Below are 22,563 nucleotides of genomic sequence, written 5' to 3' on the forward strand. Positions count from 1 at the left end.
ATTGATTGATGCCAGGGGATTTTTGTTTGGCTCGTTATCTGTTCGTTTTACTTGAACTTGTAATTCGCCAGTAAAGTAAATGCACGGCCACGTGGATCAGCAACGCGTGGTTCCCACGAGCTGCCTGCACCGGTATTGCTGTCATAAGTGATGGCAAATGGCGGGTCGGTATTGAAGATGTTTTTCAAACCGGCAGTCAGCGTCAGGTTCTTGATGCCGCTATACGTCACACTCATGTTGTAGATGATGTAGGCTTTGACATTAGGATTGTAGTTCGATGGCATGACCAGGCCATTCTGTACGCCAGGCAAGACCTGATCCTTATAGCCAGCACGGTAAATCTGCGTGAAGGTACCTGTCCAGTCACCCTGGGTGTAATTGACAAAAGCGGTATGCTTCCATCTCAGACCAAGGTCACCGGTGAAGGTGAAGCGGCCAACTTCGCTTTCGCCATAAGGTGCGTTAGCCATGGGGCGGGATTTTTTCTCCAGCAGATAAGAGCCATCCAGACCGGCAGCCCATTTGCCATTGAAAATTGCACCATTCGCTTTGGCTCCAACTTCTACACCACGGGTGATGCTGGAACCGGCATTGACCCAGCGCTGATCAACGAAAGCCAATGCGCCTGTGCTGTCACGCAAGAACTGATCCCTGAACAGATCATAGTTTTGCAGCATCGTGGTCAGGTCTATGGTGGTGATGGAATTTTCCTTGCGGATTTCCCAGATATCGGCATTAGCACTGAAGTTACTGCTTGGGGCCCACACCACACCTACCGTAGCTTGTTTGGCTTTTTCAGGGCCCAGCGTGGTTTTACCGCCAGTCAGGATATTTGGCGTGATGGCGGCACACCCAGGCTTGCTGCTATCGACCTTCAGCGTTGGGCAGGTGGCCGGATCGGCCAGGTCTTTACCGGCGTAAGGTGAGTCAGTAATACCGTTAAACAACTGGTTGAATGACGGCGCACGGAAGCCTGTGTTGTACGAACCACGGAACAGCAGCGTATCTGTCGGTGTATAACGGAAGCTTACCTTGGGATTGAAAGTGCTGCCAAAACCAGAGTAATGATCCTGGCGGCCTGCAACGGTGACTTCCAGTGATTTCAAGACCGGTACCAGTACCTCGGCATACACGGCGCGTATGTCGCGGCTGACTTTAGGCAAGGCATTGCTGTCATCAAATGGCGCATTCAGGATGGCAGGCCGTACGCTGGCTGCCCTGGCGTCACCGTTGAAAGTATATTCTTCCTTGCGCAAGTCAGTGCCTATAGCGGCCATGACCGGGCCTGCAGGCAATTGCCAGATTTCGCCAGATAAGGCAGCATCAGCCTGGGTCAGCGTGGTTTTACCACCGTACAGTGTGACACCTGCGGCTGAGGTGCTGTTGATCAGGTCAAGCGCAGCTTGTGATTGCTTTTCACCAGGCTTCAGGAAAGGATTGATGATGCCTGTACCCAGGGCATTTGCCAGTGCAACGGTATAGTTATAACCAGTGCCCAGTTTGGATTCAGACTCACTATAGGCACGTGACAGGCCAACGCGGTAATCCCATTTACCTATCTGTCCATCGGCACCCAGTTGCAGGCGGCCTGCTTCTGTGCGGGTAGAGATTTCACGGTTACCACATTCCATACAGCGCCAGCGGTAGGCGATAGGTGCACCGCGATTGGCTTCTATGCTGGGGAATACTGCCACGATGGCATTGAATACATCGTTATAGGCAGAACCTGTGCTTGGATAAAATGAAGACGCAGGGAAGTTGGTGCCCGGCGATACCTGGTTAGGTGAAAAGCGTTTTGACACTTCAACCTGGGAGCCAACTGCTTCGGCAAATAACTGGTGTGTGCCTATCTTGAACGTGGCACGGGCGACAAAGTTATCGTTCTTGACAGGCTGTTGCAGCACCGCAGCGCGGCCTGTGTCCCAGGCGCAGGCATATTTGGAAGATGCCACATCCCACAGCTTGGCATCATATGCCGCCATGCCATCGACAGCGCTACAACCTGCACCACCCGGCAAGTTCAATACGTTGATGGCATTCATGACCTGGGTAGTACCAGGGAAGACCGGGCCACTATTGCTCTTGTTGCTGAGTATAGTGTTTGCCAGTGAGGTGGCAAATACAGTCGCATTCGGTGTACCACGGGTATCTACCGACAAACCACGGTTGGGCTGGAAGGTATTTACAAAATCACGCTGGTCGCCACGCAATGCATCGTTCTCGCTGTGGGTCGCTGTCAGCAGAACATTGTAGTGATCATTTTCGAGGTCACCAAAGCCACCAACTATGGACACGCGCTTGATATTGCCGCCACCTTGCTGCGAGATATCGGTAAAGGCCTGGGCTTCCAGTCCATTGTAATTCTTGCGAAGGATGAAGTTGATGACGCCACCAATCGCATCGGTACCGTAGATGGCGGAGGCACCATCTTTCAGGACTTCGATTCTTTCCACCGCAGCCATCGGTATGGAGTTCAGATCGACTGCCGAACCCTTCATGCCATGGGTGGCAACGCGGCGGCCATTCAATAGCACCAGCGTGCTGTCAGCACCCTGGCCACGCAGGTTGGCGGAAGATGCGCCGTTATTGCCGCGCTGGGCACCGGAGGTAACGTCAGCGTTACTGGCCAGATTGTCAGAGCCATTGCCATTGATATTCAGGTTGGCGATAAATTGTTCGGCAGTGACGATGCCCGCAGCTTCGAGTTGCTTGCGGGTAATGACCTCAATCGGCAAAGCACCTTCGGAGGCAATACGCTTGATGCTACTACCGGTAATTTCTACCCTTTGCGGTGATGGAGCAGGTTGTTCCTGCGCCTGCACCCATCCGCTGGCACCTGCAGACATGCCTATCAGGGCGATGCACCTGGCTATGGTCTTTAACTTCACTGGTCTCTCCTTGGGTCGTACGACATTGATATTGTGAGCTCGGTATTTGTTTATGCTCAATTCTGGTCGCTGCTTTGAATTGATATAAATTTTATGTGTATGTTTATATGTTCCAGACTAGGGTTTTGTCACAATACGTGACAAATGAAAATATCATGACGGGCGATAACCAAAAGATATGGGGTTTGCCATGACCGGCGCGCCAGCCAGTGCGGATGCTGATTTCAGAGGAAAAACCGCGCACACGCCAAAGAAAAATACGTATGGACAAGACTGTTCATACGTATCTAAAAACCACACTTGCTGATTGAGTTTATGTCAACCTGGCATCAAGGCAGGCTATAACTGGCACGCACGCCTTCTACCCCGGTTCGGCTGATGGCTGACACCGTGACTTGCCGGATAGCCCCTAGCTGAGGGTCATCGCTGATGTCTATGCTCATGTTCTGGGCTGGCACGACAGAGAACAGCCATTGCTGGTCTGTGCGCTTCCAGATCGCCAGCAGGCGGGTATTGCTGGTATAGCTCAGTTGTACGCGTAATGATTTCTTGTCGGCACTGGCTTCCAGCACAGCGCTGGCAGGTGGGCTGCTGTCCAGCCAGGGGCTGGCAGGGACCAGCGACTGGGACGTGTATTTCTCGCTCGCCAGACGTTTGCGTATGTCTTTGCGGTTCTGGTTCAGTGCTGCCATGCTGAAATGGATATGGCCATTACCGGCCTTTTCACGCAAGGCATCGACCTGGTTCAGGATTTCATCGGCAGGCCAGGACTTGTCCGTATTGTCTATGCGGCTCGTATACAAACCAGGCCAGATATGCTTGCCAGTGGGGTTCTGGGCTAGCCAGTAATCATGCAAGACCTTGAAAGCCTGCGGCCCCTGGTTGATCGGCCAGTAAAGTTGCGGTGCGAGATAATCCAGCCAGCCTTTGGCCAGCCACAGTTCTACATCGGCATACAACTTGTCATATTGGATGAAACCGGCAATGCCAGGCGGCAAGCGGTCTGGTCTGCCTATGCCAAACGGACTGATTCCAAATTTCACCCAGGGTTTTTCCAGATGCACGCGCTGGTTGACTGCTTCTACCAGGCGGTTGACATTATCACGGCGCCAGTCGGCACGCGCCAGTTTGCCGCCAGACTGCAGATAAGCTACCCAGGACGGGTCGTCAGGGAAATCCTGCTCTGCGCCATTGCTGCCCTTGACTGGGTAAGGGTAGAAATAATCGTCGATATGGATGCCATCGACATCATAACGGCGCACCACGTCACTGATGACATTCAGGGTTTGCTGCATCGCCAGCGGTTCACCCGGGTCCATCCATTGCAGGTCACCATAATTCTTCACAACTTGCGGTGCCAGCTTGCTGATATGGTTGGTCGCCAGCGCCATTTTGGATTGCGCGGTGCGGGAACGGTAGGGGTTGAACCAGGCATGCAATTCCAGGCCGCGTGCGTGAGCTTGCTCCACCCAGAATTGCAGAGGGTCGTAATAAGGTGAAGGTGGCCGTCCTTGCTCACCGGTCAAAAACTCTGACCAGGGTTCTATCATGGATGGATAGATGGCATCCGCCGCCGGGCGCACCTGCAAGACGATGGCATTCAGTTTCAACTGCACCGCATTGTCGAGTATGGTGAGGACTTCGTTTTTTTGTTTTTCTGTGCTCAAGTCACGACGGGAGGGCCAGTCTATATTCGCTACGGTTGATACCCAGGCAGCGCGGAATTCACGCGGCAAGGGCGGCGCGTCTTTGACTTGCACAGGGTAATTGACCAGAGCATTTTGCGGGATGATGGTCAGATCGACTACGACAGGTTTGGGCTGGGGCTTTGCTGGCGGCGTTGCTGTAGTACAGGCAAGCATCAGTGCACACGCAGATGCGGCCAGCGCAGGCAACTTGAAACCTTGAAGAGCAATTTTCAAATTAGACAAAGTAAAAGCAGGTCTTGACGTGGGGGGTAACGAAAACATGGATAAGCCGGACTAATAATGCAATAAAGAGCGAAAGACCTGAGATGCTACTGCATTACACTTTGACAAACCAGCGTTTCTTCCACATTGCCCAGGCGATCAGCAACATCAGCAGATTAAACAGTATTGCATACAGCAGGGAGGCATTGACGGCATTCATGGGCAGAGCCTTGATCGGTGCATAGATAAACGCCTGCAGGCTGGGTTTAGTGCCATCTGCCTGATCTACATGGATAAACCCCAGCATTTTGGCAATCAGGCCAGACAGGGTGAACAGGAACAGGGCATTCATGCCATACATGACAAAGGGATGACAGAGCTTTGCCATGGACTTTTTTAGCATGGCTGAGGGATTGCCATCCAGCAGCCAGTAAAAACAGGCAAAGCTGATCAGTGCCCAGCCTGTCATGAAAATACTGTAAGAGGGTGTCCACAGGCTTTTATTGATGGGCATGAACAAGGTATCCAGTACCACACCAATTGCCAGGCAAGCCAGGCCTGTGACAAAGAACCAGGCAGTTTTGGTAGCAGCATCCTGCTTGCTGCTGAGCCAGCGTCCGGCCCATGCACCAAAGATTACACTGCAGACGGCGGGCAGGCTGCTCAGCACGCCCTCAGGATCCCAGGTTTTTGCGCGTTTCCATAAGTGCCCGTCGAGCAAGAGCCGGTCCAGCCAGGCACCGGCATCGCGCCCCGGTTCCAGTATGCCTCTTGCCCAGACGCCGTCAACATCCGGTACAGATACGGCTAACATGAGGATGGAATATACGGTGAAGAGTATGCCAGTCCAGATTGCCTGCCATTTCCAGCCACAATAAATCAGTATTGGCGCGGCCAGCAGAGTGCACAGGGCGATGCGCTGTAAAACGCCAGGGATGCGTACAGACTGGAAATCAAAGCTGGGTATCAGGTTCAGCGTCAGGCCAATCAGGAATATCCAAAAAGCCCGTTTGGCAGTTTGCCTGAACAACTGCCCCTGGGCATAGCCAGACATCAATTTCTGATGCAACGAGATATGCAGAGAAATGCCGACGATGAACAGGAAGAAAGGGAAAATACAGTCAGTAAAAGTCCAGCCTGACCAGGCGGCATGTTCAAGTGGTGGGTACAATTGTCCCCAGTCACCCGGATTATTCACCAGGAACATGCTGGCAATGGTGAAGCCGCGAAATGCATCGAGTGACAGTAGTCTTGATTTATTCATCGCAATGGGTAATGCCAACTAAACACCAGCTGAAAAAAAGGGCGCTTGCGCGCCCTTGAAAATCTCGTTCGTCTTGGGGGAGTCATGAGAGTTAATCCAACGAGGAAAGAAGGATTACATACATCATAGACACTAATACCAGTTAACTGCGATTGACTTTTTATTCATCAGATATAAGCCTGGGTTATTCGCTGCCTTTACTGGTTTTGGGTTTCTTTCTGTAAATCAATATTTTCAACAGCCTGCCTGGCAGCAAGGCCAAAAGTATTTATTCTTTTGTCGTTTATCTATACCGGAAAAGCTCCAGGCAAGCTTTAAGTTGCCTATAATCCAATATTAAAGTGCAGTTTTATTGTAGGCGTTTTTATGAGTCAAACAAGTCAGTTACGCACTTGTATCGTTTTTCTTGATAAGCACACAGATGAATACCACTGAATCAGACAATCGTGGAAATAGTAAAGAGCTCAAACGCCAGGCAGCCTTAAAGTTGCTGGAAAAAACCGGCATCATGCGCAGCAATTATGCGCCACCTTACTTGAGGCTGTTGTGGCGTATGGGTTTTGATGTTCCGCCGCCACACTTCGCCCAGTTCTGGCAAAACGCGCTGTTTTCTGGCAGCTTTTATGCCATAGGCTGGGGCGCATTGATGTACTTTTTTGTCTGGTCCAAAACGGCCATGTCAGCCACTGCCATGCTGAATTCCGCAGGGATTGCCGGTATTCTGTTTGGTCTGGCCCTAGCCAGCTATTATGCGCATGGCAAACGCAAGCATGGGCTGCCATCCTGGCAAGAGTTCAAGCCTGACAACCTCGCCTGATGGATGATGATTGATGATGGCATGAAGTATTTTCTTTCCACTTTGCTGTGCAGCTTCACGCTGCTTGTCTGCACAACTGTTCAGGCTGCTTCAACGCCAGTTCGTGCGGCGGTGACGGCATCAACAGCGCAACAGACAGCAATGCAGCTTGAGCTAGAAAGGCTGATCGCACAGTTTAGCGATGGCATTGCAGAAACTTATAGCGAAAACCCTGCCCGTATCGTCTATGGAAATTTGTTTGGCGACCATCAACATGACGCTGTTCTGCTGTTCAATCTCGAAGGATATGGTGGCGGCAACCATCATGCAGAATTCATCGCCTTTTTTACCGAACAGGAACAATTTGAAGTAGCCGGCAAACATACCAGGCCCTATCTGCTGGTGGCTGTTGCCAAGCTGGGGGAGCGTGGCTGGCGCTCCTTTGACTTTAATAGTGTCAGCATCAATCAGGGCTTCGTCACTCTGAAGGGCAAGGAAATGACTTCAGGTGATGCCATGTGTTGCCCGTCGCTGACGATTACCCGCAGTTTTAGTGTCGATGAATTTGATCACATTATCGAAAGCAAAGACGGGAAAGTGAAGCGCCGCGCTATTCGTCCATAATTACACGTCCATAATTATTCGTTCATAACTACCCGTCCATCAATTTTCTGTTTTAACTTCACGAAGTCCAAATTTCACACATTCCAATTTCTCGCATTTTTCTCGCATTTAAACCTCTCACATTCATATTTCTGCGCTTTAATCTGAATAAAGCGCATCAGTTTTAAATTTCCCGAATGCAAAATAAGACAGCATGTTTGAAATAACAACATAGTGCTTGTAGTGCTTATTGGATTGCAGGATACTTGTAAGCAGACATTTCAGCCGCAGTTTTTTGCGCGCATCTTCAGCACAGAATTCGATATAAAAATAGAAGTCGACAAGCAATATCAGCACAATCAGCATAAATCAGTACATCGCGGAGGCTGGCCAGGCTCCGCACATAAAAAACTTGGTATGGCACGACTCAGTAACTGGGAAATCTTAGTATGAGACCGTTGAAGAACAAGCACGTCAAATCCCGTCTTAGCCTCAGCCTGCTATTCGCCATGGCATTGGGGCTTAGCCAGCCACTGGCGGCGCAGGATACCGATAGCGTCATTGGGCGTTTTGATATCAGCCGTTACGATGTCAAAGGCAATAATTTGCTGAGTGCTGCTGCACTCGATAGCCTGCTGGCACCATATGCCGGCAAGGGCCGCAGTTTTGCCGATGTGCAAAGGGCACTCGAAGCACTGGAAAAAGCTTATCGCCAGAAAGGTTACAGTCTGGTGCAGGTGGTCTTGCCTGAGCAGGAATTGAACCAGGGCGTCGTTAAATTCATCGTCGTGCAGGCACGCATTGCCAGTGTCAGTGTCAAGGGCAACCGACATTTCGACAGTGACAATATCAAACGCAGCCTGCCCCAGTTGCGCACAGGTGATACCCCCAATATTAAAAAGCTGTCTGAGAGCCTGAAGACGGCAAATGAAAATCCCGCCAAAAAAACCAGTTTGCAATTCGAGACATCGAATCAGGAAGGCGAAGTCAATGCAGTCCTGAATGTCACCGACAGCAAGCCCTGGACAGTTGGAGCAACTGTGGATAATGCTGGTGACAGCAATACCGGCAAGTCACATCTGGGCTTGTTGTTCCAGCATGCCAATGTCAGCGGGCATGATGATGTACTTAGCCTGCAATATACGACCACCCTGCAAAAACCGAGTAAGTACGCGGTGTTTGGTGTTGGCTACCATTTGCCACTGTATGAGCGTGGTGACAGTGTGGATTTGTATGCGAGTTATTCGAATGTTGATTCTGGTTCAGTCTCGGCTGGTATTTTTGACCTCAATGTCAGTGGTCGTGGTTCTGTCGTAGGTGGGCGTTATAACTTCAATCTGGGCCGCAGTGAAGATTTTGATTCACGTCTGAGCTTTGGCTGGGACTACAAGGCATTCAAGAACAATGTGGCCCTGCAAGGCATACAACTGGGTAATGATGTCACTGTCCACCCCATCAGTATCAGCTATGCCGCCAGCCTGAATTCCACAGCAGGTGAGACAAATGCCTATGTGACAGCAGTGCACAATTTGCCCGGCGGTGAAAAGGGCAAGACCGAAGATTTCCAGCGAGTGCGCAGTGGCGCGACTGCTGGCTACAGCATCCTGCGCTATGGCTTTGGTTATAGCAAGGTATTGCCAGCAGCCTGGCAATTGAAGCTCATGCTCAGTGGTCAATATACGAGGGACAGCCTGGTACCCGGTGAGCAGTTCGGTGCCGGTGGTGCCAGCAGTGTGCGAGGCTTTACTGAACGGGCGCTGGCCAATGACTATGGCACTCTGATCAGTGCAGAAATTTATACCCCTAATCTGTGTGCCGGTTTCAGTGCCAGTTTTACCCAATGCCAGTTACTTGGCTTTTATGACGCTGCCCATCTCTCGCGTAACAAGGCGCTGCCTGGGGAGCAGAGTTCGGCTTCCCTTTCCAGCGTAGGCATAGGCATCAGGCTGGCCATGTCACGCATGATGTCGCTGCAGATGGACTATGGCAAGTCGCTGCATGCGCCGGATGAATTGAGCAAAGATGACAGGCGTTTGCATGTCAGGCTGGGCGTCAACTATTAATGATGGATGAGGAAGAGCATGAGAAAAGAAATCGATATGTTCGCTCAATCTGTATCAGTATTGCGATCGGACTTGAAGCAGGTCTCGTTACCGAGATTGCTCCCCCGGCTTATGCCGGTTTTGCTGGCAGCAAGTTTTGGTACGGGTTTCATTACCAGCCTGGCCCATGCAAATCCCGTAGGGCCGCAGATCATCAATGGCAAAGTCATCTTCAATCAGGATGGCAAGGTCTATACCATCACTAATACGCCAGGTGCGATCATCAACTGGCAGGATTTTTTCATCAATGCCGGTGAGACTACCCGCTTCATACAAGAGAGTGCCAACAGCACGGTATTGAACCGCATCATCGGCCAGAATCCCACCCAAATCCTGGGTACCTTGCAGTCGAATGGACGGGTGTTTTTGATTAACCCGAATGGCATATTGTTTGGCAAAGGGGCGCAGGTTGATGTCAATGGCCTGACAGTTTCCAGTCTGGGCATGAGTGATGCCGATTTCAAGGCTGGCAAACTGAATTTCAATGCCGGTACTATAGCAGGCAAGGTCAGCAACCAGGGCGCGATCACGACGCCGTCTGGTGGGCAGGTTTACCTGATCGCACCGGATGTAGAAAACAGCGGCATCATCACCTCACCCAAGGGTGAGGTCTTGCTGGCAGCAGGGCGCTCGGTAAAGCTGGTTGATTCAGCCAACCCGGATGTACACGTGGTAGTCAGCGCCAATGCTGATCAGGCAATCAACCTGGGGCAAGTCATTGCCCAGGGTGGCAAGGTCGGGATTTATGGCGGTCTGATCAGCCAGCGTGGCCTGGTCAGTGCCAACAGTGCCGTTGTAGGTGAAAACGGCAGGATTTATTTCAAGGCCAGTGGAGATACCATACTCGATGCTGGCAGCACAACCACCGCAACTGGCAAAGGCAAGGGCGGCGATATACAAGTGCTGGGTCAACGCGTGGCGCTGGCTGGTAATGCCCAGGTGAATGCCAGCGGCGACACCGGTGGTGGTCAGGTTTTGGTCGGTGGTGATTATCATGGCGATAATCCTTCCGTCATGAATGCCAAACGTGCTTTTGTGTCGAGCGATGCCAAAATCAGTGCAGATGCTGTCAAGGCTGGTGATGGCGGCAAAGTCGTCGTCTGGTCGGACGAAGTGACAAGAGTGAATGGCAGTATTTCTGCACAGGGCGGGGCACAAAGCGGAAATGGCGGTTTTGTAGAAACTTCAGGCAAGCAAAGCCTGGATTTTCATGCGAAAGTAAACGTGGGCGCGGCCCGTGGCAAGGCAGGGACCTTATTGCTTGACCCGTCGTCGATTACTATTGCTGGCGGCACCGGTGACGGTGCATCTGACGGTGTAGGGACATTTCAGGGATCTGCGATAGGTACTATCAATTTTGCCGATAGTGGCCCGACTACTGTGTTTCAATCAGAATTGCAGGGCTTGACACCAGGCACAAATATCGTGCTTGAGGCGACAAATTTTATTGATACGAGTGGTGCTTTTTTCGGTAGTTCGATATCGTTGCCCAGCAATTCCAACATCACGCTCAGAACCCGCAATGCATCTACCGATGTCAGCGCTACCCGCGGCATTAATCTGACGGCTGCAGACCCCAATCTGGAAATCAAGACCAGTGGTACAGGTACGATCACGTTGCAAACTGGTACCGGTGCTTCACCGCAAACTGCCGATATCGTGGTCGCCAGGCTGACCAGCAATAGCAGCCAGATCAGTACCAGCGCCAGTGGCAACACGATCTTCAAAACACTGCAAACAACACCGGGTACGATTGGTGTTGGTGGCGATATCCTGATCAACAGTACTGGTTATGTGAATGTTGGTACCGGCGGTGCCGATGCCCGGGGCAATTCCTCTGCCAGTGGCAATGTCACGATTACTTCCGGTGCAGATATCACGCAACAAAACGGCAGCATCATTTATGCCAAAGATTTGAAGCTGAGCGCGGTGACTGGCTTGCACGGTAATACTTCAACAGACTATATGGGAGTGCAGGCTACCAGGGTGAATGCGCTTAATACTGGCAGTGGAGATATCCGCATCGCCAGCAATGGCGCCAACCTGGTCATCAATGATGTGGGCGGAACCGGTTATGGCGTTAAACAGCAAACTTCAGGTGGTGCAATTTACCTGAATTCTCCTACCGGCTTTACTACGCAAATCAACGCACCTGTACTGAGCAATAATGGCTTGATCAATGTGAGCGGTCAGGGTGGTATCAGTCTGAATGCTGGCGGCACTATTAATAGCGGTGGCGGCGCCATCAATTTGCTGGCAACTGACGCGGATGCCATGACTAGTACTGCATCGGGCACACAGATCAATAGTTCCGGCGCTGCTATCTCTCTCAAATCAGACAAGATGGATTTGCTGGGTACAGTCAATGCCGGCAGTGGCACCGTGACCTTGGATTCAAATGCCATCGGCACCATTCACCTGGCAACCGGCACAAGTAATGTTGCTACCGGCACGCTGGAATTGTCTGCTGCTGAATTGAACAACATTACTGCCGCACGACTGAGAGTCGGCAACATAAGTGGCGGCAGTATTGATATCAAAGGAGTCCTGGGTTCAGGTGCAGGAGGTGCCTTGCAAAATATCAGTACCTCACTCAGCCTTAATTCTGGAGGCACAATTATCCAGCAAGCTGGTGCCACTATTGATGGTGCCAGTTCGGTGCAGGCGCGTGGCTATAGTGTTACCCTGACCGAGGCCAATGCAATAGGCGTTATTTCAGGTTCTTCCAGTACCGGCAGTTTCTTGTACCGCTCGGTCAATCCCATCAATGTGACTACGGTAGATGGCTATGGTGGTATTAATGCGCCATCCAGTGTTGTTCTGACTTCTGATGCTGGTATCACACAGGCAGCAGGTGGCGCGATCGCAACTTCTGGTCTGGCGGTACAGGCTAAAGGCTCGGTTAATCTGAGCAATGCTAGTAACAGCTTCAGCTCGATTGCTGCAGACCTCAATCAGAGTGGCATGGGTAGCGGTAGCCTGACAGCTGTTACTTCCGGTAATCTGACTGTCAGCACAGTCTCTTCCACCGTTGGTATTGCGACCAATAACCAGGCGGTCACTTTGAATACTGGCACAGGTTTATTGTCGCTGTCGAATAATGTCAGTGCAGGTACTGGCAAAGTCGGTTTCATCGCCGATCAACTTTCCCTTTCTGGCCCTGGCGGTGTCACTGCCGGTGATTTTGGCGTACGTCCATTTACTACCGGGCGTGCCATTACTGTTGGCTCTGGTACATGTGTTGTGGGGCCTTGCCTGAGTGTGACCAATTTGTATAAAGTCACTGCCCCCACTATTTCGATAGGCAGTGCGGATGCTGGCAATGCATCAGGTTCTATTGCTGTTGTTAGCATCACCGATACCAATACCAGTGCTGCTACCGATATCAAGCATCTGACGACGACACGCATAGGCTTGCTGACCGGTGGCGATATTACACAGTCTAATTCGATTACCGTACAAGACCTTGGCCTGGTCGCTGGTAACAGCATCAACCTGAATGTCCCGAATTTCATTAGCAATCTGGCGGCCAAGAGCAATACCAGCATGAGCTTTGTGAATACCCAGGGCATTAATGTCAGTACATTAAGCGGTGCTAATGGCTCAGGCTCATATAGTCTGGATGGTATCGCTACAACCGGTAACTTGTATCTGACAGCCAATGCCGGCAACATTGCGCTCGGTGCCAATGTGAACAGTGGTAGCGGCACTGCCACTCTGGCTGCTCCTACAGGAGCAATTACCCAGGTGAATGGCAATACCATCACTGCTGGTGCGCTGGACGCGACTGCCAATGGCGGTATAGGAAACAGTACCGGCTTGAAAACCAGTGTGCCTGTTCTGCTGGCGAATAACACAGGTGCCAACACCGACATCAACATCAAAAATACCGGAGCCTTGAATCTTCGCAATGTGCAGCAAAGCGGCACTGGCAGTACAGGCAATATCCTCATCGACAATATTGGCGCAATCACGCTGGACAGCACGGATGCGGTACGCAGCAAGGCGGGCAATATCAGTCTGGTGGCACATAGCCCATTAACGGTCAATGGCACTGTTGCCAGTTCAAATGGCGGTAACATTACTCTTGAAGCGGGTGCCAGCGGAAGTACTACCGATAAACTCACGGTAGGCAGCACTGGTTCGGTCACTACCAGCGGTAGTATTTTGCTCAAGGCAGGCGACGCGATACTGATTTCAGGCAATGTCAGTGGTGGTAGTGTGACGCAGCAAGCTTTCCTGAACGGGGGCTCACTGCCTACTTTATCTCAATGTATTGCCAACCCATCTACGCCAGGGTGCAGCTCTGTACTGCCCAGCTTGACAGCCTGTATCAGCAATCCATCTTTGCCGGGTTGTAGCGTGGTGTTGCCTAGTGTCGCAGCCTGTCAGGCCAACCCTACACTGGCAGGTTGCAGTGTAGTCTTGCCCAGCCTGAGTTCCTGCATTGCCAATCCTTCGCAATTTGGTTGTTCAAATGTATTACCTAGTCTCAGTAGTTGCTTGGCCAATCCGAATCTCGCAGGTTGCAGCGTAGTCTTGCCAAGTTTGTCGGCTTGCCTCGCGAATCCTTCCATATCTGGTTGCAGCTCGATTTTGCCTAGTCTGAGCTCATGCATCAGCAATCCCGGCCAGCCGGGTTGCAGTGCAGTGCTGCCCAGCCTGACACAATGTACTGCCAACCCCAGTATCCAGGGTTGCAGCGTGGTCTTGCCTGCACTGGCTGCCTGCCTGGTATCACCTAACATCGCTGGCTGTTCGGCTGTCTTGCCATCGGTTGCGGCCTGTACTGCCAGCCCGACTTTGCCTGGCTGTTCTGCGGTCTTGCCCAGCCTGTCTGCCTGCATCGCCAACAGTAGTCTGGCTGGTTGCAGTGCTGTATTGCCGACGCTGGCGTCCTGTATCGCCACACCGACGCTGGCAGGTTGCAGCAGTGTCTTGCCGACCTTGACAGCATGCGTGGCCAACCCGTCTCTGGCTGGTTGCGCTGCTGTTTTGCCGACGCTGGCAGCTTGTACAGCTAACCCGGCCCTGGCTGGTTGCAGCGCTGTCTTGCCCAGCCTGAGTGCCTGTATTGCCACACCAACGCTGGCAGGTTGCAGCAATGTGTTGCCCACGCTGACAGCATGTCTTGCCAACCCATCTCTGTCAGGTTGCAGTGTAGTCTTGCCAACGCTGGCAGCTTGTACAGCTAACCCGGCCCTGGCTGGTTGTTCGTCTATCCTGCCGAGTTTGACAGCTTGTATCGCCAACCCTGGTTTGGCAGGTTGTTCATCTGTGCTGCCATCGGTTGCGGCATGTGCGGCTACTCCAAGCCTGCCTGGCTGCAGTGTGGTCTTGCCTAGCCTGAGTGCCTGTATTGCCACACCTGCGCTGGCTGGTTGCAGCAATGTCTTGCCTACACTGGCATCCTGTACTGCAACACCTACGCTGCCTGGCTGCAGTGTTGTTTTGCCCAGCCTGAGTGCATGTACTGCCAATCCGGCTACGCCAGGTTGTTCTGTTGTTTTGCCTAGCTTTGCAAGTTGCACGGCCAATCCAGCGCAGGCAGGTTGCAGTGCCGTATTACCAACGCTGGCAGTATGTACCGCTAATCCATCCACTGCGGGCTGTTCTGCCGTCTTGCCTACCCTGGCTGCCTGTACAGCCAGCCCTGGCCTGCCCGGTTGTAGTGCGGTGTTGCCTGGCCTTGCTATTTGTGTAGGCTCGCCATCGACGCCAGGTTGCAGCGCAGTCTTGCCTGGCCTCGCTGCATGTACTGCTAATCCAGCGACACCCGGTTGCTCTGCTGTCTTGCCTTCGATGGCCAGTTGCGCAGCTAATCCGGGTTTGCCAGGTTGCGCTGCTGTGTTGCCTACCCAGGCACAGTGCGCCATCAATCCAGTCTTGCTGGGTTGTTCACTGGTCTTGCCCATAGGTGATCTCAGGACTGGCAATATCCTGAACAACACGATTAATTTTGCGCTCAATAACTTTGTCAGTTCTACCTTATTCATCACTAACGCTATCAGCAATCCTGGCAGTTTCTTCGATAGTGGCAGTGATTCCGGCAGGGAAACCAGGTTCGAGCAAAGAAGCAGTTTTAGCGGTATCAGGGATAACGGAGTATTAAAAAATGCTACAGATAAAAAACTCTACTGCAATTAAGTTTTTCTTTATTGCAGCACTGTGCCTGAGCTGCGCGCTGAGTTTTGCTGCGCAGATCGCAGGCACGGTGACTCATCTCAGCGGGCCATTGATCGCCAAGAAGGCAGATGGCACGGTCAAGGTATTATCCCTGCAGTCTGGCATAGAGCAGGGCGATACCCTGATTGCCGAGAAAGATACGTATGCCCGCATCAAGTTTGCCGATAATAGTGAAATCGTTTTGCGCCCAAGTACCCAGATCAAGATAGACCAGTTTTCTTTTGAAGAAGACAAGCCCAATAATGATGGCTTTACCATGACCCTGATCAAAGGCGGCTTGCGCGCTGTCACCGGCTTACTCGGCAAGCGCAATAAAGAAAGATTTGGCCTGAATACACCAACGGCATCGATAGGCATACGCGGCACTATCTTCATCGCAGAGTTCGTGCCTCAGGACGCGAACCAGCCTGGCTCAGGTGCTGCAGACGCTCAGGGGAATGGGCCACGCGCTCCTGGTTTGTATGTGCAAGTCCTGGATGGCACGGTCTTCCTGAAAAATGATGCGGGCAACATCGACGTCACTGCGGGTCAATTTGGTTTTGCGATCAGCTTCACCAGACCGCCAATTCTTTTGCCGAACAACCCGGGCATGCAATTTTCATTACCTGGTAATTTCCCTGTGAGTCTGAATCAGGACACTGCCAATAATGAAAGCAAGTCAGGCAGTCTGATTTGCGAAGTAAGGTAATGATGCAATGAAGTAATGACGTATTGAGGTGAAGACAGGATTTGTCGTAGCGGCAAATCCTGTTTTGCATTTAAGCTCTGTCGCTGAATTTAGAAGACAGGCAAATCAGCACTGGCATGCTGGCGCAAGGTATTACGCGCGACTTCAAAATCAGGAAATACCGACTGCACAGTTGCCCAGAAACGCGGGCTATGGTTCATCTCACGCAAATGCGCAAGCTCGTGCGCGATCACATAATCAATAATCATTGGGGAGAAATGGATCAGGCGCCAGTTGAGGCGTATCTTGCCTTGTGACGTGCAAGAGCCCCAACGCGTCGCTGCTGCAGACAAGGCCATGCTTTGATAGCGAACATTGAGCTTTTCGGCAAATACTGGCAGGCGTTCATTGAAAACCCGCTTGGCTTCTTGCTGCAGCCAAGCTTGTACCCGGTCTTTCAATTGCTGTTCACCAGCGTCCGCTGGCAGGTTGATAATCAACTCAGCCTGCTCGCTCTGGAAATGCGTGCCGCTGACAGAGGCAGGGGCAATCCGCAAGGTAATCTCACCACCCAGATATAGCAATTTTGCCCCATCCTGCCAATGCATGGTGGGTTCCAGCTGGCGCTGCGTGCGCTCACGCCGCTCAGTCAGCTTGCGCAAGATCCAGGCTTGCTTTTCATGTATCGCTGTTTCTATATCTGCAATCGTTACCCAGCGCGGTGCCGTGATACGCAAACCATCTTCATTGATCAAAAAACCTATGCTGCGCCGCTTCGAGCGCTGCAAATCATATTCCAGCAAATAATCCTGTATCAGGATGCGACGCTTGTTGCTGGTATTGACGAAGGTAGATGGCGGTGGTGCAGACGGCGGTGGTATGGGAGAGGGTGGTGCGGCGGGCCGCTGTTCATCACGCAGAACGATATCTTTAAGCGGGCTTGCTGCTGGCACCGGCGTCTTGGCAGGCACAGGACGCAATTTGTCCGGCACCAGAAAATCACTGAATAAATCCAGTTGCAAAGCCATTTGTATGGCCTTGCCTATCGAGGGAATACGGGGCTTCATTTATGCTTGGGGAATCCTGATTCAATAGCAAGTGAATATCTGCTCAGCTTAATTTTTAAGCTGGCATGACATTAGTTTGACCTATTTTCAGGTTTTCGTGTTTTTACCGCTGAAAATGGAGATTTGCTGAGGAAACTACAGCGGAGGAGAGAAGGAGCTGAAGAAGAGGCTGATGTAGCAAGCATCAGCCCCGATAGCTTATTTGGATTGTTCAGACTGATAAACCTGCGGAGAAATCACACGCATTTCTGCCTCTATCCATTTCTCGACTTCCTGCATCAGCTCCACGGCGTTCATGCCGTTGGGTGGTATGGGTTTTCCAACGGACACAGTAACGGTCCCCGGTAATTTGGTGAAAGAATTTTTTGGCCAGCATTCACCAGAATTCAATGCGATAGGCACGACTGGCGTATTGGTTTCTACTGCCAGACGGGCACCGCCGCCTTTGTACTGGCCTTTTTTGCCAACAGCGATACGCGTACCTTCAGGGAACATGATGATCCATTGCCCATCAGCCAGGCGTTTGCGGCCTTGCGTGACAACGTGGGCAAACGCATCCTTGCCCTTGCTGCGGTCGATAGGGATCATACGCAGCATGGAGATGGCCCAGCCAAAGAAGGGGATATAGGTAATTTCTTTCTTGAATACGAAGACCAGTGGGCGTGGTGTTGCCATCAACAGGAAGATGGTTTCCCAGGCAGACTGGTGCTTGGACAACAGGATGGCCGGGCCATCCGGGAAGTTTTCAAAACCCTTGGTCTGGTAGCGTATGCCGCAGATTACTTTTGCTGCCCAGATGATGGTGACATTCCAGCGGGCTGTAATGTAATAGCGCTGGTTGTACGGCAAAAACGCAAACAACATGCTGATAGGGGCCCAGACGATGGTGACTATCGCCATCACCAGCAAGAAAATCAGCGAACGAACAAAACGGGTAAAGCTAAGCATGTAGTCTCCATTGTAGCGATGCTGGTTTGAATCTTTTCAATGACTCAGATCGCGATATTAAATTCAGATGGTGAGTTTTCCACCAGTTTATCGACCATGGCGGCCAGGTCAGCAAAGACTTGCGTGCCTGGCGGCAAGCCACCTTTTTCCTGGGTCTTGCTGCCTTTGCCGGTCAGTACCAGATGCGGTTTGCAACCGAGAACAAAGCCAGCCTGCAAGTCACGCAGGGAATCGCCCACACAATGCACACCCTTGAGATTGGTGTCATAGCGGCGGGCTATCTCTTGCAGCATGCCGGGCTTGGGTTTGCGGCAATCGCAATTGTCGTCTGCCATATGCGGGCAAAAGAAAATCGCATCTATCGTGGCACCGACTTGCTGGGCGCTGGTGTGCATTTTTTGATGGATGGCATTCAGCGTGGCCATATCAAACAGTTTGCGGCCTATGCCAGACTGGTTGGTTGCGACCACCACCGTATAGCCCGCCTGGTTAAGGCGGGCGATGGCTTGCAGTGAACCCGGTATTGGCTTCCATTCTTCGGGCGACTTGATAAAGTCGTCCGAGTCCTGGTTGATAACGCCATCGCGGTCAAGGATGATGAGTTTCATCTGCAATCCTGGTTAGTGGTGCACTCTTGTTTAACACGCCTCAAGCTGCCAGCTTGGAAATGTCGGCAACCTGGTTCATCATGCCATGCAGGCTGGCCAGCAAGGCCAGGCGGTTATTACGCAGGGCCAGGTCTTCTGCATTCACCATGACATCATTGAAGAAACTATCGACCGCTGCACGCAGGGCTGCCAGGGTTTTCAATGCGCTGGCGAAATCACCTTTGGCAAATGCCGCATCCACTTCCGGTTTGACATCGGCCATGGCCTTGGCCAATGCCTGCTCTGCAGCTTCCTGCAACAATGCTGGCTGAACTGCGCCTGGCGTACCCTCGGCTTTTTTGAGGATATTGGTAATGCGCTTGTTGGCAGCAGCCAGTGCTTCAGATTCTGGCAGGGCAGCAAAGGCTTGTACAGCTTGCAGGCGTTCAACGATGTTATCCAGCGTGTCTGGTTGCTGGGCAACCACAGCTTCGACTTCATTTTGTGAAAAGCCCTTGTCGCGCAACTGGCCGCGCAAGCGATCAAACAGGAAATTCAATACATCGGCTGTCGGGTTTGTGAAATTGGCATTGCCAGCAAACAGTTCTACTGCTTGTGCCAGCAAGGTATTCAACGACAGCGGCAAGCGTTTTTCTACCAGCATGCGCAAGATGCCCAGGGCGTGGCGGCGCAGCGCAAACGGGTCACGGTCACCGGTAGGTTGCAGGCCTATGCCCCAGATACCGACCAGGGTTTCCAGTTTGTCAGCCAAAGCTACAGCAGTACCTGTCAGTGTCGCAGGCAATGCATCACCAGCGAAACGTGGCTGATAATGTTCAGACGCGGCAGCGGCTACATCAGCGTGCTCACCATCATGCTGGGCATAGTAAGTACCCATGATGCCTTGCAGCTCAGGGAATTCACCTACCATGTCAGTCAGCAAGTCTGTCTTGGCCAGCAGGGCGGCACGTTCGGTCAGGGCAACATCGCCATTCAGGCTGGCAGCAATCTGGCCAGCCAGGGTTTTAACGCGTTGGGTACGCTCTGCCTGGCTACCCAGTTTATTGTGATAGACCACATTCGCCAGCAAAGGCAGGCGTGATTCCAGGGTCTTTTTCTTGTCTTGCTCAAAGAAGAATTTTGCATCCGACAGGCGTGGGCGCACGACGCGCTCATTACCCTGGATGATGTATTGCGGGTCGCTGGTTTCCAGGTTGGAAACAATCAAAAAGCGTGAACGCAATTTGCCAGATGCATCTGTCAGGGCAAAATATTTCTGATTCGTTTGCATGGTCAAAATCAGGCATTCTTGCGGTACAGTCAAAAACTCTTGTTCGAAATTGCATTCATACACGACTGGCCATTCGACCAGGGCTGTCACTTCATCGAGCAGGGATTCTGGCATCAATACCTTGTCTGCACCTGCTTTGCCCAACAGGGCGGCGCGTATCTGTTCTTTACGCTCATTGAAGCTGGCAATGACCTTGCCTTCGGTTTTCAGGCTGGCGGCATAGTCTTCTGCCTTGGCAATGCTGACTTCACCCGCGGACAGGAAACGGTGGCCTTTGGTAATGCGGTCACTGTTCAAACCCAGCAAGGACAGTGGAACAATCTCAGCGCCATGCAGGGCGATGATCTTGTGCACAGGGCGCACAAAATGCACAGTCTCGCCATCAGGGCGCTGGTAGCTCATGACTTTAGGAATAGGCAGTTTGCCTATGGTTTCTTCCAGCGCAGTCTGCACTGCCGGTGCCAGGGCAGTGCCTGCCGCCGTATAGCTGTAAAAGAAGCTCTCGGCCTTGCCATCGACAGCACGTTCCAGGTCACTGACCTGCAGGTTAGGAAAGCCCAGTGCCGCCAGTTTCTTGCCCAGTGGCGCTGTCGCATTGCCAGCCGCATCCAGCGCTACGGATACCGGCAAGACTTTTTCACGCATCAGCTTGTCTGGTGACGTGGCGCGCACGCCAGTGATGCTGACAGCCAGACGGCGTGGTGAGGCATAGCTGGTCGCTACCGACTCAGCTTCCAGAAAATCGCGTGACTTCAGACCAGCGACAATACCGGCGCTAAATGCTTCACCCAATTTGGCCAGGGCCTTGGGTGGCAGCTCTTCGGTAAATAATTCTACTAACAGTGTTTGGCTCATGTTTCTTATCCTACGTTCCGGCGCTGTGCCAGAATCTGTTTAATGATGTTCTTGTGGGCTAGGCGTACTGCTTATGCAGAAGCAGCAACCGTAGCGGGAGCAGCGGGAGCAGGCTTGTGCTTGTCATTCGCAGCGCACATGGGGAAGCCCAGTGCCTCACGCGATGCATAGTAAGCCGCAGCCACAGCACGTGACAGATTACGTATGCGGCCTATGTAGGCAGCGCGCTCAGTCACAGAAATCGCACCACGCGCATCCAGCAAGTTGAAAGTATGCGCAGCCTTCAAGATCATTTCATAAGCAGGCAGTGCCAGGGATTTTTCTGTCACTTCCAGCAAGCGCTTCGCTTCTGCTTCGTAGTTTGTGAATAAAGAGAACAGGAAATCAGTGTTCGAGTATTCAAAGCTGAAAGTCGATTGCTCAACTTCATTTTGATGGAATACATCTCCATAAGACAGGCGCACGGTCTTGCCGTTTTCTTCACGCTCAGTCCAGACCAGGTCATAGATATTGTCTACACCTTGCAAATACATGGCCAGACGTTCCAGGCCATAGGTGATTTCACCGAGGATAGGTTTGCAATCCAGACCACCAACTTGCTGGAAGTAAGTGAATTGCGTGACTTCCATGCCATTGAGCCAGACTTCCCAGCCCAGGCCCCAGGCACCCAGAGTAGGGTTTTCCCAGTCATCTTCAACAAAGCGTATGTCGTTTTGCTGCAAATCCAGACCCAGGGCTTTCAAGGAGCCAAGGTAGAGGTCAAGGATATTTTCCGGCGCTGGCTTCAACACCACCTGATATTGGTAATAGTGCTGCAGACGGTTAGGGTTTTCACCATAACGGCCATCCTTGGGGCGGCGTGATGGTTGCACATAAGCCGCACGCCATGGTTCTGGCCCGATGGCGCGCAAGAAAGTGCCGGTATGCGAAGTACCCGCGCCCACTTCCATATCGTAAGGTTGCAGCAGGGCGCAGCCTTGCTTGTCCCAGTAATCTTGTAATGTCAGGATAATTTGTTGAAATGTGAGCATCGTGCTATCTGCCTTTGTCACTTCTTGAAGAAGCGATGAATAAAGTTTGCCAAACCTTAGATTTTAACGGCTTTTGCGCTGGATAGGCGAATTTGCTTGATGTTGTTTTGTTAATTTTGAGCCTTGAATTTGATTATTTTGAAAGACCTCTCAACACAGAGGCACCGAGACACAGAGAAATTCAGGAGAAAACCTAAGGCAATGGAAGCTTGCACTAACTTTTTAATCCATTGGAATTAATAAAAATACTATAAATTTTAAATTCGTTTGAACGCAATTGCAGCATAAATAGGCAGCTTTGCTGAGGCGGTTTTTGTTGCAATTCGTGTGGCTACGCGGTATAAAAATCCACCTGCCAATAAAAATAG

General features: G+C 51.8%; 13 protein-coding genes. 5 read left to right on the forward strand and 8 right to left on the reverse strand.

Annotation, left to right across the window (positions count from 1 at the left end; genetic code table 11):
* Nucleotides 1-47 precede the first annotated feature (47 nt).
* From ACO0LI_RS04715 to ACO0LI_RS04725, 3 genes are all read right to left on the reverse strand, one after another.
* Nucleotides 48-2,888 (reverse strand): TonB-dependent receptor domain-containing protein, encoded by a 2,841-nt coding sequence (locus ACO0LI_RS04715; protein WP_423031238.1) that lies wholly within the window; start codon nt 2,886-2,888, stop codon nt 48-50.
* A gap of 329 nt (nt 2,889-3,217) precedes the next feature.
* Nucleotides 3,218-4,819: a glycoside hydrolase family 10 protein gene (locus tag ACO0LI_RS04720; protein WP_423031240.1), complete on the reverse strand. Its 1,602-nt coding sequence runs from the start codon at nt 4,817-4,819 to the stop codon at nt 3,218-3,220.
* A gap of 94 nt (nt 4,820-4,913) precedes the next feature.
* Complete coding sequence (locus tag ACO0LI_RS04725) at nt 4,914-6,062, reverse strand: acyltransferase family protein (protein WP_422951820.1); 1,149 nt, start codon at nt 6,060-6,062, stop codon at nt 4,914-4,916.
* A gap of 421 nt (nt 6,063-6,483) precedes the next feature.
* On the opposite strand from ACO0LI_RS04725, the gene ACO0LI_RS04730 reads away from it, so the two are divergent.
* The 5 genes from ACO0LI_RS04730 (at nt 6,484) to ACO0LI_RS04750 (ending at nt 16,437) form a co-directional block, all read left to right on the forward strand.
* Nucleotides 6,484-6,879, forward strand: coding sequence for a DUF6404 family protein (locus tag ACO0LI_RS04730; protein ID WP_422951821.1), 396 nt, complete (start codon nt 6,484-6,486; stop codon nt 6,877-6,879).
* A gap of 21 nt (nt 6,880-6,900) precedes the next feature.
* The gene (locus ACO0LI_RS04735; RefSeq protein WP_422951822.1) at nt 6,901-7,482 is read left to right on the forward strand and encodes a hypothetical protein; all 582 of its coding nucleotides are present in this window, start codon (nt 6,901-6,903) and stop codon (nt 7,480-7,482) included.
* Between the two features lie 428 nt (nt 7,483-7,910).
* The gene (locus tag ACO0LI_RS04740) at nt 7,911-9,524 is read left to right on the forward strand and encodes a ShlB/FhaC/HecB family hemolysin secretion/activation protein (protein ID WP_423031242.1); all 1,614 of its coding nucleotides are present in this window, start codon (nt 7,911-7,913) and stop codon (nt 9,522-9,524) included.
* Between the two features lie 18 nt (nt 9,525-9,542).
* Entirely contained in the window at nt 9,543-15,710 is a 6,168-nt protein-coding gene (locus tag ACO0LI_RS04745) for a filamentous hemagglutinin N-terminal domain-containing protein (protein ID WP_423031244.1), read from the forward strand.
* The gene (locus ACO0LI_RS04750; protein ID WP_423031246.1) at nt 15,679-16,437 is read left to right on the forward strand and encodes a FecR family protein; all 759 of its coding nucleotides are present in this window, start codon (nt 15,679-15,681) and stop codon (nt 16,435-16,437) included. The genes ACO0LI_RS04745 and ACO0LI_RS04750 overlap by 32 nt, the downstream gene beginning before the upstream one ends.
* An 89-nt stretch (nt 16,438-16,526) precedes the next feature.
* Here the strand turns inward: ACO0LI_RS04750 and ACO0LI_RS04755 are convergent, their stop codons facing one another.
* The 5 genes from ACO0LI_RS04755 to glyQ form a co-directional block, all read right to left on the reverse strand.
* Nucleotides 16,527-17,483, reverse strand: coding sequence for a M48 family metallopeptidase (locus ACO0LI_RS04755; RefSeq protein ID WP_423031248.1), 957 nt, complete (start codon nt 17,481-17,483; stop codon nt 16,527-16,529).
* Between the two features lie 198 nt (nt 17,484-17,681).
* On the reverse strand, nt 17,682-18,431 hold the full coding sequence (locus tag ACO0LI_RS04760) for a lysophospholipid acyltransferase family protein (RefSeq protein WP_423031250.1): 750 nt from the start codon (nt 18,429-18,431) through the stop codon (nt 17,682-17,684).
* Nucleotides 18,432-18,475: 44 nt separating this feature from the next.
* The gene (gene gmhB, locus ACO0LI_RS04765) at nt 18,476-19,039 is read right to left on the reverse strand and encodes a D-glycero-beta-D-manno-heptose 1,7-bisphosphate 7-phosphatase (RefSeq protein WP_110255684.1); all 564 of its coding nucleotides are present in this window, start codon (nt 19,037-19,039) and stop codon (nt 18,476-18,478) included.
* A 40-nt stretch (nt 19,040-19,079) separates the two neighbouring features.
* Entirely contained in the window at nt 19,080-21,164 is a 2,085-nt protein-coding gene (gene glyS / locus ACO0LI_RS04770) for a glycine--tRNA ligase subunit beta (RefSeq protein ID WP_423031252.1), read from the reverse strand.
* Nucleotides 21,165-21,235: 71 nt separating this feature from the next.
* A complete protein-coding gene (glyQ, locus tag ACO0LI_RS04775) occupies nt 21,236-22,195 on the reverse strand; it encodes a glycine--tRNA ligase subunit alpha (RefSeq protein WP_423031254.1) in 960 nt (319 codons plus the stop codon).
* Between the last annotated feature and the right edge of the window lie 368 nt (nt 22,196-22,563).

The organism is Undibacterium sp. Tian12W (assembly GCF_049339405.1).
Taxonomy (GTDB): domain Bacteria; phylum Pseudomonadota; class Gammaproteobacteria; order Burkholderiales; family Burkholderiaceae_D; genus Undibacterium.